The sequence below is a fragment of the Janthinobacterium sp. 35 genome (genome assembly GCF_002754575.1).
GTDB classification, from domain to species: domain Bacteria; phylum Pseudomonadota; class Gammaproteobacteria; order Burkholderiales; family Burkholderiaceae_D; genus Janthinobacterium; species Janthinobacterium tructae.
Map to the genome: position 1 here is coordinate 4931868 of NZ_PEFN01000001.1, position 15200 is coordinate 4947067.

The following is a 15200-nucleotide window of genomic DNA, read 5'->3' on the forward strand; positions in this document are numbered from 1 at the left end:
TTATTGCGTTTGACGCCATGTGAGGAGCGGTGCCTTCGGACTTCAATCTGAATAACCCTGCATAGCATCCGCCGCATCGTGACGGATGCCCCACCACGGCAAATACGCATGGTTTTCGCCGCGGGCGCGGAACCACGGTTTGTCGTGATTGATGGGCCGCACTGTGGCCGGCGGCGACACCAGCACCCCCGTGACGCTGGCAGGATCGCTGGTGCCGGCCACCAGTACGGGTTTGCCGGCGTGGTTCGCATGGGCGATGCCCAGGGCCACGTTGGTCAGCGCCGTGCCGGCACCCATTTCGCCCAGCAGGGCCGGTGTATTGAAGGTCTGCGGCAGGAAGTCGAAGCCCGGCACTTCCATGGTCAGCGCCTGCGCCAGCTGTCCCAGCCGGTCGGAGGAGGTGGGCAAGGTCCTGTTGGCGTCGTGGATGACGTAGCCGATGTCTTCTTCCGTCTTGCCGCCATGGCGCGCCGCTTCGGCAAATACGGCCTGCCACGCCTGCACGGCGCGCGGCGGCTGGTCCTTGGCCAGTTCAAAGTCCGCCACATTTTTCGTGGCCGGGTAGCCTATCCACGCCAGCGCCGCGCGCTCCGTCTTGTAATCAGGGCCGGCCAGCACCAGCAGCACCAGGTTTTCATTGATCTGCATGCTTTTCGGCCGGCTCGGCGCATCCCAGTTCATGACCCACACGGTTTCCTTCGGATGCGCTTCCAGATAGGCCAGCGCCGCTTGCAGGGAGACGAAGCCCGCATTGTTGCCGCCCAGGGTGATGCGCACGTCGGGTGGCGTGGCGCGGGTCCAGAGGGTGGGGAAATGGGGGTTGCCGATGCTGAAGGTGTCGGTGATGCGTTCGCGCGTAGTGTTTCTTGCCTCTTCTGGGTCCAACTTGCCAGCAGGCAGGGCATATTCGACGCGGATGCCTGCCAGTTCGCGCCAGTTCTGTTTTTGATCCTTGGGATATACCCGATAAAAGTAGGTGGGGCTGGAGTAGTAAATGTCATGAAATAGGCTGGTTAATTTTCGCACATATTTATAGTGATAGCCCTTGAACGTTTCCGTGCCATCGAGATCGTGGGCAATGGGGGCGACGGCCTGCAGGGTGCTGAAACCCCTGGGATCCGTCCTGACCATATCGTCATTTTCGTTGGGCTTGGCCAATCCCAACGTCCATAGCAGCTGCCACTCGGTCGGATAGTCGAGCCGTTGCAGCGGATTGAGCCACTGCAGGCCCACCACTTGTGCCCGGAAGGGAGCATGGGCAGTGTTTCTTGGGAGATCGTCTTCTTTCTGCGCAGGTTGCACGGCGCAGGCCGTCAATAGCGCAAATAGGGAGAACGCGGCGAGCATGGGCAGCGCATGGCTGAACAAGGTCGTGCCTTCGGCTTCGGCGAGCAGGATGCAATTATTGTCGAGCGTAGGGTCGGGCGACATGCGGGCGCTCCGTCAGCGTCAAGCAGGAAAAGGCGGCGCCAAAGTGAACTCAGGCAATCTGCACTGTATGCGGATTGCCTGAGGTGGAACTTGCGTGGTGTCAATAAAGGAGGTGCGAGGGGCGGGGAGTGCCCGAGGCAATCAGATCGCGTTCAGCGGTATTTTGAGGTAGCGCACGCCGTTGTCTTCCGGCTCGGGCAGCTTGCCCGCGTTGATGTTGACCTGGATGGCGGGCAGGATCAAGGTCGGCATGTCCAGGGTGGCGTCCCGGCCCGTGCGCATGGCCACGAACTGTTCTTCCGTGATGCCGTCGCGCAAGTGGATGTTGCTGGCGCGCTGTTCCGCCACCGTCACTTCCCAGCGCGGCGCGCGGCCGTTCGGTGGATAGTCGTGGCACATGAACAGCCGCGTTTGCGGCGGCAGCGCCAGCAGGCGCTGCACGGAGCGGTACAGCAGGGACGCGGAGCCGCCGGGGAAATCGCAGCGGGCCGAACCCACGTCCGGCATGAACAGGGTGTCGCCGACGAAGACGGCGTCGCCGATCTGGTAAGCCAGGTCGGCCGGCGTATGGCCGGGCACGTGCAGCGCGCGCACTTCCAATTTGCCAATATGAAACACCTGGTCGGGCGCGAACAGCTGGTCGAACTGCGAGCCGTCGGCCCTGGCGCCGTCCTGGTGGTAGACGGCGGCGAACGCCTGCTGCACTGTCTGGATGGCGGCGCCGATGGCCACGTCGCCGCCCAGCTGCTGCTGCAGGTAGGGCGCGGCGGACAGGTGATCGGCATGCGCGTGGGTTTCCAGCAGCCAGCGGCACTGCAAGCCGTGTTCGCGCACGAAGGCGATCACCTTGTCGGCCGAGGTGGTCGAGGTGCGGCCCGCCTTCGGGTCGTAGTCGAGCACGGAATCGATGATGGCGCAGTCCTGGCCATCGGCCTCGTACACAACATACGTGACGGTGGCGGTGGCGGGATCGAAGAAAGCTTGGATTTGTGGGGTCATCGCGGCGGCAAAGTACGGACAGGGAAGGGCATTATATCGCCAGAGTGCGCTAAAAAAATGCTGAGAATTGACCTTTGGCATGCGAAAAACAGATAAGGAGTGCGCGGCAGTCGTGCGCACCCTGGCGCTTGCAGCGTGGTAACCTCATCCTACAAGGAGAAATTCATGAACGATATTACTGCACGCAGCGAACAGTACCGCGGTTTTACGATTTCGGTGACCCCGCAAAAGGACAACGACGATTTATGGGATTTTACCTACCGCCTGCAGCGCGAGGGCGAGAGCGCGGCGCAAGCGATTACGCGCAGCCGCACCCTGGGCGGCTATGCGGCGCCTGAGACGGCTTGCACGGCCGGGATAGAAGTGGCCAGGACGGAAGTGGATAATCTGCTGCGTCCTTGAGCCAGCGTAAATCGTTTAGCCGGAAAGTCAGCCTGACCGTGCGCCGGCGCCTGAAACACGTCGCTAGCGGTCCCGCTTCATGCTACGATTTCCACTATTGAGTCAGTCACAAGGAGGCACCCCATGGAAAACAGTTCTAAAATTCACTATAAAGGCTGGGAAATCGTTCCCCTGGCCGTGCCCACCACCGATGGCAAATGGTCTGCCAGTTGCGACATCGAACGCGCCACTGCGGAAGGCCTGGAAGTATTCGAAGGCTCGACCATGCAGTTCGTGCGCGACGACGAGGATGGCGCCATTGCCGCCGCCTGCGAAGAAGCCGTGCGCCAGATCGACAACATCATCGCCAACCCGCTGGTGCGGCTGGCTTAGCTCCTGAATTTCCAGCAAACCTGCAGCCGGCGCCCGCCGGCTGTTTTTTTATGTGCGCGCCCGCCGTCCCGTCCGGAGTTCCGCCCGGTGGCAGTCCAGCTTGTTTCATGTTTCAATGTTTCAAATGGAATGATTGAAACACATTTGAAACATCGTTGACATGCATCGTGACATGCTTGCTCCCTTGCGTGACACTGCACGCCACGCCGATACATGGCCGTTTCCCCCGTATGGCACTGCGTACTGGCGTCCTTTCCGGGTGGATGCGCGGCCCTGGCACGGCATTTGCAATACTGATGCTCATAGCCACTCCGTGAAACATTCGGGACCATCCGAAACCCATAAGGTGAACACATGACTCAATACTCCGCAGGTGCCGCATTCCGCAAGGCCGTCCAGGAAGAATCCCCGTTGCAAGTCGTCGGCGCCATCAATGCCAACCACGCCTTGCTGGCCAAGCGCGCCGGTTATAAAGCCATTTATTTGTCCGGCGGCGGTGTCGCGGCCGGCTCGCTGGGCTTGCCCGACCTGGGCATTTCCAGCCTGGACGACGTGCTGACCGATATCCGCCGCATCACCGACGTGTGCGACCTGCCGCTGCTGGTCGATGCCGACACGGGCTTCGGTTCGTCGGCCTTCAACGTGGCGCGCACCGTGAAATCGATGATCAAGTTCGGCGCGGCCGGCCTGCATATCGAAGACCAGGTGGGCGCCAAACGCTGCGGCCACCGTCCGGGCAAGGAAATCGTCAGCAAGGAAGAAATGGTCGACCGCATCAAGGCGGCCGTCGATGCGCGCACGGACCCGAACTTCGTCATCATGGCGCGCACCGATGCGCTGGCCGTCGATGGCCTGGAAGCGGCACTGGAACGCGCCGTCGCCTGCGTCGAAGCGGGTGCCGACATGATCTTCCCGGAAGCCATCACGGACCTGGAGATGTATGCCACGTTCGCCAAGGCCGTCAATGTGCCTATCCTGGCCAACATCACGGAATTCGGTTCCACGCCGCTGTTCACGCTGGACGAATTGCGCAGCGCCCACGTGGGCCTGGCCCTGTACCCGCTGTCGGCCTTCCGCGCCATGAACAAGGCGGCCGACAACGTCTACCGCGCCCTGCGCCGCGACGGCACGCAAAAGAATGTCGTCGACACCATGCAGACGCGCATGGAGCTGTATGAATCGATCAACTACCACGACTTCGAGCAAAAGCTCGATGCGCTGTTCGCCGCGCAAAAGAAGTAAGCACCTATACAAGAGCGGGCCTTGGGAGGCCCAGGCCCGCCGCACTGGACTGACAATCATCTTCTGGAGAACACTATGACCGCACCGCAAGTCGCTACTTTCAAGCCTAAAAAATCCGTCGCCCTGTCCGGCGTTACTGCCGGCAACACGGCGCTGTGCTCGGTCGGCAAGACCGGCAACGATTTGCACTACCGCGGCTATGACATCCTGGACGTGGCCGACAGCTGCGAGTTCGAGGAAATCGCCTACCTGCTGGTGCACGGCAAGTTGCCGACCGCCGCCGAATTGAAAGGCTACAAAGCCAAGCTGAAATCGCTGCGCGGCTTGCCGTCGGCGGTCAAGTCGGCCCTGGAAGCGCTGCCCGCCGCCGCCCACCCGATGGACGTGATGCGCACGGGCGTGTCCGTGCTGGGCTGCACCCTGCCGGAAAAAGACGACCATAACGCGCCTGGCGCGCGCGACATCGCCGACCGCCTGATGGCGTCGTTCGGCTCCATGCTGCTGTACTGGTACCACTACAGCCATAACGGCAAGCGCATCGAAGTGGAAACGGACGACGACTCGATCGGCGGCCACTTCCTGCACCTGCTGCACGGCGAAAAACCGTCGGCGTCGTGGGAAAAAGCCATGCACACGTCATTGATCCTGTACGCGGAACACGAATTCAATGCCTCGACCTTCACCAGCCGCGTCATCGCCGGTACGGGGTCCGACATCCATTCGGCCATCACGGGCGCCATCGGCGCGCTGCGCGGCCCGAAACACGGCGGCGCGAACGAAGTGGCGCTGGACATTCAAAAACGCTACGACAACCCCGACGAAGCGGAAGCGGACATCCGCGAGCGCGTCGCCAACAAGGAAGTGGTGATCGGCTTCGGCCACCCCGTCTACACGATTTCCGACCCGCGCAATGTGGTCATCAAGGAAGTGGCCCGTTCGCTGTCGCAGGAAGCCGGTTCCACGAAAATGTTCGATATCGCCGAGCGCCTGGAATCGGTCATGTGGGAAATCAAGAACATGTTCCCGAACCTGGACTGGTTCTCGGCCGTGTCGTACCACATGATGGGCGTGCCGACGGCGATGTTTACGCCGCTGTTCGTCATTTCGCGCACCTCGGGCTGGGCCGCCCACATCATCGAACAGCGCATCGACAACAAGATCATCCGCCCGAGCGCCAACTACGTGGGCCCGGAAGACCTGGAATTCGTGCCGATCAAGGACCGCAAATAATGAGTGCCAATATGAATACCCTGCACCGCAAGCCCTTGCCGGGCACCCAGCTAGACTACTTCGACACGCGCGCCGCCGTCGATGCGATCCAGCCAGGCGCCTACGCCACCTTGCCGTATACCTCGCGCGTACTGGCCGAAAACCTCGTGCGCCGCTGCGACCCTGCCACCCTGAACGCCTCGCTGAGCCAGTTCATCGAACGCCGCCGCGACCTCGATTTCCCGTGGTTTCCGGCGCGCGTCGTCTGCCATGACATCCTGGGCCAGACAGCCCTGGTCGACCTGGCAGGCCTGCGCGACGCCATCGCGGCCCAGGGCGGCGACCCGGCCCTGGTCAACCCCGTCGTGCCGACGCAGCTGGTGGTCGACCACTCGCTGGCCGTCGAATGCGGCGGCTTCGACCCCGATGCCTTCGCCAAGAACCGCGCCATCGAAGACCGCCGCAATGAAGACCGTTTCGACTTCATCGACTGGACCAAGAAGGCATTTAAAAATGTCGACGTGATCCCGCCAGGCAACGGCATCCTGCACCAGATCAATCTGGAGCGCATGTCGCCCGTGATCCAGGTGCAAAATGGCGTGGCCTATCCCGATACCCTGGTCGGCACGGATTCGCACACGCCCATGGTCGACGCGCTGGGCGTGATCGCCATCGGCGTCGGCGGCCTGGAAGCGGAAAGCGTGATGCTGGGCCGCGCTTCGTGGATGCGTTTGCCCGACATCATCGGCGTCAAGCTGACGGGCAAACCGCAGCCGGGCATCACGGCCACCGATACCGTGCTGGCGCTGACGGAATTTTTGCGCAAGCAGAAGGTCGTCTCGTCCTACCTGGAATTCTTTGGCGAAGGCGCTTCGCACCTGACCCTGGGCGACCGCGCCACGATTTCCAACATGGCGCCGGAATTCGGCGCCACGGCCGCCATGTTCTACATCGATGCGCAAACCATCAAGTATCTGAAACTGACGGGCCGCGACGACGAACTGGTGAAGCTGGTGGAGTTGTACGCCAAAGAGACGGGCCTGTGGGCCGACAGCCTGGTCGACGCCGAGTACGAGCGCGTATTGACGTTTGACCTGTCGTCCGTGGTGCGCAATATCGCCGGGCCGTCGAATCCGCACAACCGCGTGCCGACCTCGGAACTGGCCGCACGCGGCATTTCCGGCGTGGTGGAAAACGAGCCGGGCAAGATGCCGGACGGCGCCGTCATCATCGCGGCGATCACCAGCTGCACCAACACGAACAACCCGCGCAACATGATCGCCGCCGGCCTGATCGCGCGCAATGCGAACCGCCTCGGCCTGACCCGCAAACCTTGGGTCAAATCGTCGCTGGCGCCCGGTTCGAAGACGGTGGAGCTGTACCTGCAGGAAGCGGGCCTGATGACCGAGCTCGAAACATTGGGCTTCGGCGTCGTGGCGTTCGCCTGCACCTCGTGCAACGGCATGTCGGGCGCGCTCGATCCCGTCATCCAGGATGAAGTGGTGTCGCGCGACCTGTACGCCACGGCCGTTTTGTCGGGCAACCGCAACTTCGACGGCCGCATCCACCCGTACGCGAAACAGGCTTTCCTCGCCTCGCCGCCGCTGGTGGTGGCGTATGCGATCGCCGGCACTATCCGCTTCGATATCGAAAAGGACGTGCTGGGCATCGCCCCGGACGGCAAGGCTATCCTGCTGAAGGATATCTGGCCGTCGGACGAGGAAATCGATGCCATCGTCGCTTCCAGCGTCAAGCCGGAGCAGTTCCGCAAGGTGTACATCCCGATGTTTGCCGCGCAGGCGGACGACGGCATCAAGGTCAGCCCCCTGTACGACTGGCGTCCGCAGACGACGTACATCCGCCGTCCGCCATACTGGGAAGGCGCGCTGGCTGGCGCACGTCCATTGAAAGGCATGCGTCCGCTGGCCGTCCTGGGCGACAACATCACGACCGATCACTTGTCGCCATCGAACGCCATCATGCTCGATAGCGCGGCTGGCGAATATCTGGCGAAGATGGGTTTGCCCGAGGAAGACTTCAATTCCTACGCCACGCACCGGGGCGACCATCTGACGGCGCAGCGCGCCACGTTTGCCAACCCGACCCTGAAGAACGAGATGGTCATCGAGGATGGCAAGGTCAAAGCCGGTTCGCTCACGCGCATCGAGCCGGAAGGCACGATTTCGCGCATGTGGGAAGCCATCGAGGTGTACATGGAGCGCAAGCAGCCATTGATCATCATCGCCGGCGCCGACTACGGCCAGGGTTCCTCGCGCGACTGGGCCGCCAAGGGCGTGCGCCTGGCTGGCGTGGAAGCCATCGTGGCCGAAGGTTTTGAACGCATCCACCGCACCAACCTGGTGGGCATGGGCGTCTTGCCGCTGGAGTTCCTGCCTGGCGTGAACCGCAAGACCCTGGGCCTCGATGGCAGCGAAACCTACGACGTCGTGGGCGAGCGCACGCCGCGCTCCACGTTGACCCTGCTCGTTCACCGCAAGAACGGCGAAACGCTCGAAGTGCCCGTCACCTGCCGCCTCGACACGGCGGAAGAGGTGTCGATCTATGAGGCAGGCGGCGTTCTGCAACGCTTTGCGCAGGATTTCCTCGAGTCGTCGAAGGCAGCGTAATGGCGATGTGATCGCGCAATTCACCCCAAAGGCAAGGTCTGGGGTCGGACCCTCAGGGTCCGACCCCGGCATTTCGCCGTTGGGTTTAATCAGCCAATCAATGCAGGAATTTCAATGACCCACACCCCCCAAATCAAAATCCCCGCCACCTACATGCGTGGCGGCACCAGCAAGGGCGTGTTCTTCCGCCTGCAGGATTTGCCCGCCAGCGCGCAAGTGCCCGGTGCGGCGCGCGATGCGCTGCTGCTGCGCGTGATCGGCAGTCCCGACCCGTACGGCAAGCAGATCGACGGCATGGGCGGCGCCACCTCGAGCACCAGCAAGACGGTGATCCTGGCGAAAAGTAGCAAGCCTGAGCACGACGTCGATTATCTGTTCGGCCAGGTCTCCATCGACAGGCCGTTCGTCGACTGGAGCGGCAATTGCGGCAACCTGTCGGCGGCAGTCGGCTCGTTCGCCATTGCCAGCGGCCTGGTGGACGCCGCGCGCGTGCCCGCAAATGGTGTCGCCACGGTGCGCATCTGGCAAGCCAATATCGGCAAGACCATCATCGCCCACGTCCCCGTGACGCATGGCGAAGTGCAGGAAACGGGCGACTTCGAGCTCGATGGCGTGACCTTCCCGGCCGCCGAAGTGAAGCTGGAATTCCTCGATCCGGCCGCCGACGAAGAGGGCGGCGGTGGCGCTATGTTCCCGACCGGCAACCTCGTCGATGACCTCGACGTGCCCGGCATCGGCACCTTGAAAGTCACGATGATCAACGCCGGCATCCCGACGATTTTTGTCGATGCGCAGGCCATCGGCTACACGGGCACGGAACTGCAGGACGCCATCAATGGCGATCCGGCCGCACTGGCCCGTTTCGAGACCATCCGCGCGCATGGCGCCCTGCGCATGGGTTTGATTTCCCACCTGGATGAGTCGGCGAAGCGCCAGCACACGCCGAAAGTGGCTTTTGTCGCCAAGCCGGCCAGCTATGTCTCGTCCAGCGGAAAACAGGTGGCAGCGGGCGATATCGACCTGCTGGTGCGCGCCATGTCGATGGGCAAGCTGCACCACGCCATGATGGGTACGGCCGCAGTCGCCATCGGCACGGCGGCAGCCATTCCCGGCACCCTGGTGAACCTGGCGGCGGGCGGCGGCGAAAAAACCAGCGTGCGTTTCGGCCACCCGTCCGGCACCCTGATGGTGGGCGCGGAAGCGGCGCTGGTCGATGGCGCATGGAGCGTCACCAAAGCCATCATGAGCCGCAGCGCACGCGTGCTGATGGAAGGTGTCGTGCGCATTCCAGGCGACGCGTTTTAGGCAGAAATACGCAGGCAGATGCTACACAGATCGTACACATAATGCGGCGGCCAGGCCAGTTGGCCCAGGTCCGACACAGATTGCACGCCTACCGGAGGAGACATGAATTTCGCAGCATTTTATCAACGCTCGATCGACACGCCTGACGCTTTTTGGCGCGAGGAAGCGGAAAAGATCGATTGGCATACCCCGTTTTCGCAAGTGCTTGATTATTCCCGCCCGCCGTTCGCCAAATGGTTCGTCGGCGGCACCACCAATTTGTGCCACAACGCCGTCGACCGCTGGGTGGACAGCCAGGGCGATGCCGCCGCGCTGATCGCCATCTCCACCGAAACGAATACCGAGCGCACTTACAGCTTTCGCGAGCTGCAGCGCGAAGTGGAACGCTGCGCCGCTATTTTGCTGTCGCTGGGCGTGGTCAAGGGCGACCGCGTCCTGATCTACATGCCGATGATCGCCGAGGCGGCCTTCGCCATGCTGGCGTGCGCGCGCATCGGCGCCGTGCATTCCGTGGTGTTCGGCGGTTTTGCCGCCAACAGCCTGGCCAGCCGCATCGACGATGCGCAGCCAAAACTGGTGTTCTCCGCCGATGCCGGTTCGCGTAATGGCAAGGCGATCGCCTACAAGCCGCTGCTCGACGAAGCCATCCGCATCGCTGCGCACAAGCCGCAGCAGGTGCTGCTGGTCGACCGCCACCTGGTGCCGATGCAACTGACGCCGGGCCGCGACGTCGATTACGCGACCCTGCGCGAGCAGCACCTGGACGCGCAGGTGCCCGTCACCTGGCTCGAATCGAACGAGCCGTCGTACGTGCTGTACACCTCGGGTACGACGGGTAAACCGAAGGGCGTGCAGCGCGACGTGGGCGGCTATGCGGTGGCGCTGGCGTCGTCGATGCAGTACAACTTCTGCGGCAAGCCCGGCGAAACCTTCTTTGCCACCTCGGATATCGGCTGGGTAGTGGGCCATTCCTACATCGTGTATGGCCCGCTGATCGCCGGCATGGCCACCATCCTGTACGAGGGTTTGCCGATCTGTCCCGATGCGGGTATCTGGTGGAGCATCGTCGAAAAATACAAGGTCACGCGCATGTTTTCGGCGCCGACGGCCATCCGCGTGCTGCGCAAGCATCCGGTGGAACTGATGCGCAAGTACGACCTGTCTTCCCTGAAGGCGCTGTACCTGGCGGGCGAGCCGCTCGATGAAACCACCTCGCAATGGATCGCCGATGAACTCAAAGTAGACATCATCGACAACTACTGGCAGACGGAGACGGGCTGGCCGATCCTCTCGGTGGCAAAAGGCGTGGCCGATACGCCGACGCGCCTGGGCAGCCCGGGCATGGCCATGTACGGCTACCAGGTCAAGCTGCTCAACGAAGCGACGGGCGAGGAGTGCGGCGCCAACGAGAAGGGCGTGCTGGTGCTGGAAGGCCCGCTGCCGCCCGGCTGCATGCAGACGGTGTACGGCGACGACGAGCGTTTCGTCGAGACCTACTGGTCCACCTTCAGCGGCCGGCAAGTGTATTCCACCTTCGACTGGGGCGTGCGCGATGCGGACGGCTATTACTTCATCCTGGGACGCACCGATGACGTGATCAACGTGGCCGGCCACCGCTTGGGCACGCGCGAAATCGAGGAAAGCATCACCAGCCATCCGAACGTGTCGGAAGTGGCCGTGGTGGGCGTGGAAGACAAGCTCAAAGGCCAGGTGGCGATGGCTTTTGTGATCCTGAAAAACCCGCAGGGTTTCGACAGCGTTGAAGCGAAAGCGGCACTGGAACGCGAAGTGATGGCTGTGGTGGACCGCCAACTGGGCGCCGTGGCGCGGCCCGCGCGCGTGCTGTTCGTGGCACAGCTGCCGAAGACGCGTTCGGGCAAGCTGCTGCGCCGCTCGATCCAGGCCATCTGCGAAGGGCGCAGCCCGGGCGACCTGACGTCGATGGACGATCCGGCATCGCTGCAGCAGATCCAGGCAGCGTTGGTGTAAACGCCATGACGAGAATGCAGTTTATCGATTGATAAACCGCATTCTCAAATCCGGTCGCTTTCCTTGCGCACGACCCTGCCCACGATCAGGCATTCATTACCGCGGCATAGCTTGCGGTGGTATTTGCGCTGGTCCGGGTTGTCCGAGGTCAGCCACCATTCTCCGATATCGCGCGCCATGCGCTTGACCACCGGTTCGCCTTCGTAATTGATGGCAAACACGATGCCATCGGCCGGCCGCTTGTCGGCCGTATTGATGATCACCACGTCGTCCTCGTACAGGGCCGGCTCCATGCTCTCGCCCTTGACCTTGATGGCCACCAGTTTTTCAGGGTGGTAGCCATTGCGATCGACCCAGCTGCGCGGCACGCTGATGCTGCTGCCGTCGTGCGTTTCCGGTTCGATGGCAAAGCCCGTGATGCCGGCCGACAGGCGCAGTTTCACCTTGCGGATCGGGTAGAAGCGCGCATCTTCGCCATCGACCACCACCACCGGCTGTACCTCTCCCAGCGCGCGTGCCGCCAGCTCTGCTTGATCGGGTGCCGCACCCTGGTCGAAGTACATGCTGTCCAACTGCAGGTCCGCTTCCAGCTTGCGCGCGATTTTTTCGCTGAAGGCGCGTCCCTCGCGGTAGCTGGGCGAGAGGATTTGCGAGATGCGCGCCTCGCTCCAGCCGCTGACGTCGGAAATTTTCTTGCGCGTGTTGTCGTAGTGCTCGCGGATCAGGGCCAGCAGGCGGTCGCGTCTGTATTGATACATATTCATCTCCACATTAAACCCGAAATTTACCGTTTGATAAATTACCAAATGCTTGACTTTAACATTAGCGATTGATAAAGTCCACTCGTTGCCTGTCGCAAACGCACTACAGCGTTTGCCGATGGGCGACACCACGGGAGGTCAGGCAGATGTTGAACAGCAGTCAGTTGGTGGAAAGCAGGACGGTGCCACGGCAGGGGCGCCAGTTACAGGGACGCAGCAAGAAGTCGCAGCTGCATATCGCCCGCATCGCGCAATACATACGCGAGCAGGGCCAGGCCAGCGCGGCACAATTGTCCGCCTTGCTGGGACTCGATGCGGGCACCATGAGCCGCTATTTGCGCCACATGTGCGGCATGGGACAGATTCACCTGGCGCAGCGCCATTGCACGGAACCGGGGCGCCAGCGGCCCGCCCTGTACGCGCTGGGCGAGCCGGACGAGGAGGTCGACGGCTGGGCCGAACTGCCGCCGCAGGTGCGTCGCACGCCGTGCTGGCCACGCGGTGCGGCGCGCCGCGATCCGCTGGTGGCGGCCTTGTTCGGACCGGCGCAAGGGTAGGGCAGCAAGCCGCCTTCTCAAATGAATGACAGCAAGCAAGCTGCCAAGCGCAGCTTTTTTTGCCGCAACGGAAAGCACATCATGCATATCGATATCACCGCCGCAGGGGCTGCCTGGATCAAGCTGCTGGGCGTCCCCTTGCTGGCCGCCTTCTTTGCCACCTTGCTCAGCTTCATGGTCATGTGGCCACGCAACTGCAAGGAGGCGCTCATCCGTATTTGCTCCAGCATCATCATTGCCACGTTTGCCGGCCCCGTCCTGGTGTCGGCGGTGCTGGCGTGGTGGCCCGGCTTGTTTGACAGCGCGCAAACGGTGGCGGCGCTGTATGGCTGTGATCCGGCCACGGGCTTCCTGTTCATTGCCGCACCGCTGATGGCGCTCGTCGGTTTGCCGGCGTGGTGGCTGGTGAGTGCCAGCGTGCGCTGGTTCGACCGGCGCCGCGACAAGGATATCGGTGAACTGGCGGCCGATGCGGCCGCTGCCGTCAAGGAGGTGCGAACGCGGCGCTGACGGCGCTGGCGTCCCCTTTTAGTGCATGCTCATGGCGGCGCGCCTGAAATCGGTGCGAAGGGCGAGGGCAGCATGCGCCTCATGCTGGTTTGTCGCCACAAACTGTATACAATTTCACCTGGCACGAAGCGTGCATGGCATACCTTGGTCATCCCATCCAAGGAGCTTCGCATGCATCGTCGGTCACCGTCGTGTTCCAGTCGTCCCGTTTCTCTCTTGCTTTTCCCTTTCACCTGCGCCCATCCGGGCCGCGGCAACCCAGGAAATGGAGCGTAAATGGCCTCTCACCGCTTGAAATCCATCCACCGCATCGCTCCGGGCAGCACGCCTGCCGCGCCATCGCCCGTCGATGAAATCCTGCCAGTCGGCAAGCTGTTCACCCTGGGCTTGCAGCATGTGCTCGTCATGTATGCGGGTGCCATCGCTGTGCCGCTGATCGTCGGGCGCGCCCTCAAGCTGCCGCCCGAGCAGGTGGCGGCACTGATCAGTGCCGACCTGTTCTGCTGCGGCCTGGTGACCCTGATCCAGTCCCTGGGCATCGGCAAGTACTTCGGCATTCGCCTGCCCGTGATGATGGGCGTGACCTTTGCCGCCGTCAGTCCCATGCTGGCCATGGCGAACAACCCGGCCCTGGGCATTACCGGCATCTTTGGCGCCGTGATCGGCGCCGGCGTGGTTTCCATGCTGATCGCGCCCTTCATCAGCCGCCTGCTGGCCCTGTTTCCACCCGTGGTCACCGGCAGCATCATCGCCGTGATCGGTGTGTCGCTGATGCGCGTGGGCGTGAACTGGGCCATGGGCGGGCCGCCCGCCATGGCGCAAATTGCCGATCCTGCCTTCCTCAAGATGGCCGCTGCCGCTACGGCGGCCGGCTTGCCAGCGCCGCTTGGCCCCGTGCCGCTGATTGCCAACCCCGGCTACGGCGCGCTGGATAACATGGGCATCGCCTTTTTCGTGCTGGCCGTCATCTTGCTGGTGGCTAAGTATGGCCGCGGCTTTCTGTCGAATATCGCGGTATTGATCGGCATCATTGCCGGCACGGCCCTGTCGTTTGCCTTGGGCAAGGCCGATTTTGCCAAGGTGGCCAGCGCCAAGGCTTTTGCCATCGTCACGCCGTTCCAGTTCGGCATGCCGACCTTCGACGTGGTCGCCATCGTGACCATGAGCCTGGTGATGATCGTCGTCATGATCGAGTCGCTGGGCATGTTTCTGGCGCTGGGCGAAATGACGGACAAGCGCATCACGCAGGCCGACATCAGCCGCGGCTTGCGCGTCGATGGCCTGGGCACCTTGATCGGTGGCATCTTCAATACCTTCCCGTACACCTCGTTCTCGCAAAACGTGGGCCTGGTCGGGGTGACGGGCGTGCGCAGCCGCTGGGTCTGCGTAGCGGCCGGCATCATCCTGCTGGTCATGGGCGTGATTCCGAAGATCGCGCAAACGGCCGAGTCCGTGCCGGCGTTCGTGCTGGGCGGGGCGGGGCTGGTGATGTTCGGCATGGTGGCCGCCACCGGCATCCGCATCCTGGCCGGCGTCGACTACAAGAGCAACCGCAACAACCTGTTCATCGTGGCCTTGTCGATCGGCTTTGGCATGCTGCCGCTGGTGGCGGAACAGTACGCGCAGCACATGCCGAAGGCCCTGTCGCCGTTGCTGCATAGCGGCATCCTGCTGGCCGCCATCGTTGCCGTGCTGCTCAATCTGTTCTTCAACGGCCTGGCCTCAAGCGAAAAAGCGAGGCAGCAGGCGCGCGAAAATAGTCACGGCAGCGATTGAGGCGCCGCCCTGTAGCGTGA

General features: G+C 62.7%; 13 protein-coding genes. 10 read left to right on the forward strand and 3 right to left on the reverse strand.

The window, feature by feature from the left end:
• Nucleotides 1–42: 42 nt before the first annotated feature.
• Nucleotides 43–1431, reverse strand: coding sequence for a virulence factor (locus CLU93_RS22025; protein WP_257225052.1), 1389 nt, complete (start codon nt 1429–1431; stop codon nt 43–45).
• Nucleotides 1432–1572: 141 nt separating this feature from the next.
• Nucleotides 1573–2430 carry an MBL fold metallo-hydrolase gene (locus CLU93_RS22030; protein ID WP_099763305.1) on the reverse strand — a complete coding sequence of 286 codons (858 nt, stop codon included), beginning with the start codon at nt 2428–2430 and terminating at the stop codon, nt 1573–1575.
• Nucleotides 2431–2595: 165 nt separating this feature from the next.
• Between CLU93_RS22030 and CLU93_RS22035 the strand changes: the two genes are divergently transcribed.
• From CLU93_RS22035 to CLU93_RS22065, 7 genes are all read left to right on the forward strand, one after another.
• Nucleotides 2596–2832, forward strand: coding sequence for a hypothetical protein (locus tag CLU93_RS22035; RefSeq protein ID WP_099763306.1), 237 nt, complete (start codon nt 2596–2598; stop codon nt 2830–2832).
• Between the two features lie 123 nt (nt 2833–2955).
• Complete coding sequence (locus tag CLU93_RS22040; protein WP_096236077.1) at nt 2956–3204, forward strand: hypothetical protein; 249 nt, start codon at nt 2956–2958, stop codon at nt 3202–3204.
• 354 nt (nt 3205–3558) lie between these two features.
• Complete coding sequence (gene prpB / locus CLU93_RS22045; protein ID WP_071076691.1) at nt 3559–4446, forward strand: methylisocitrate lyase; 888 nt, start codon at nt 3559–3561, stop codon at nt 4444–4446.
• Between the two features lie 75 nt (nt 4447–4521).
• The gene (gene prpC, locus CLU93_RS22050) at nt 4522–5676 is read left to right on the forward strand and encodes a bifunctional 2-methylcitrate synthase/citrate synthase (protein WP_099763307.1); all 1155 of its coding nucleotides are present in this window, start codon (nt 4522–4524) and stop codon (nt 5674–5676) included.
• An 11-nt stretch (nt 5677–5687) separates the two neighbouring features.
• Nucleotides 5688–8282, forward strand: a complete 2595-nt coding sequence (gene acnD / locus CLU93_RS22055; protein WP_099764545.1) for a Fe/S-dependent 2-methylisocitrate dehydratase AcnD — start codon at nt 5688–5690, stop codon at nt 8280–8282.
• 114 nt (nt 8283–8396) lie between these two features.
• The gene (gene prpF / locus CLU93_RS22060; RefSeq protein WP_099763308.1) at nt 8397–9587 is read left to right on the forward strand and encodes a 2-methylaconitate cis-trans isomerase PrpF; all 1191 of its coding nucleotides are present in this window, start codon (nt 8397–8399) and stop codon (nt 9585–9587) included.
• Between the two features lie 102 nt (nt 9588–9689).
• Nucleotides 9690–11576: a propionate--CoA ligase gene (locus CLU93_RS22065; protein WP_099763309.1), complete on the forward strand. Its 1887-nt coding sequence runs from the start codon at nt 9690–9692 to the stop codon at nt 11574–11576.
• 44 nt (nt 11577–11620) lie between these two features.
• Here CLU93_RS22065 and CLU93_RS22070 read toward each other — a convergent pair whose 3' ends face one another.
• Entirely contained in the window at nt 11621–12334 is a 714-nt protein-coding gene (locus CLU93_RS22070; RefSeq protein WP_099763310.1) for a S24 family peptidase, read from the reverse strand.
• 149 nt (nt 12335–12483) lie between these two features.
• Here CLU93_RS22070 and CLU93_RS22075 point away from each other — a divergent pair, with 149 nt between their 5' ends.
• The 3 genes from CLU93_RS22075 to CLU93_RS22085 all read left to right on the forward strand — a co-directional run bounded on the left by CLU93_RS22075 (nt 12484) and on the right by CLU93_RS22085 (nt 15180).
• Nucleotides 12484–12894: a FeoC-like transcriptional regulator gene (locus CLU93_RS22075; protein ID WP_099763311.1), complete on the forward strand. Its 411-nt coding sequence runs from the start codon at nt 12484–12486 to the stop codon at nt 12892–12894.
• A gap of 81 nt (nt 12895–12975) precedes the next feature.
• Nucleotides 12976–13404: a hypothetical protein gene (locus tag CLU93_RS22080; protein WP_071076698.1), complete on the forward strand. Its 429-nt coding sequence runs from the start codon at nt 12976–12978 to the stop codon at nt 13402–13404.
• A 276-nt stretch (nt 13405–13680) separates the two neighbouring features.
• Nucleotides 13681–15180, forward strand: a complete 1500-nt coding sequence (locus CLU93_RS22085; protein ID WP_257225053.1) for a nucleobase:cation symporter-2 family protein — start codon at nt 13681–13683, stop codon at nt 15178–15180.
• The last annotated feature ends 20 nt before the right edge of the window (nt 15181–15200 follow it).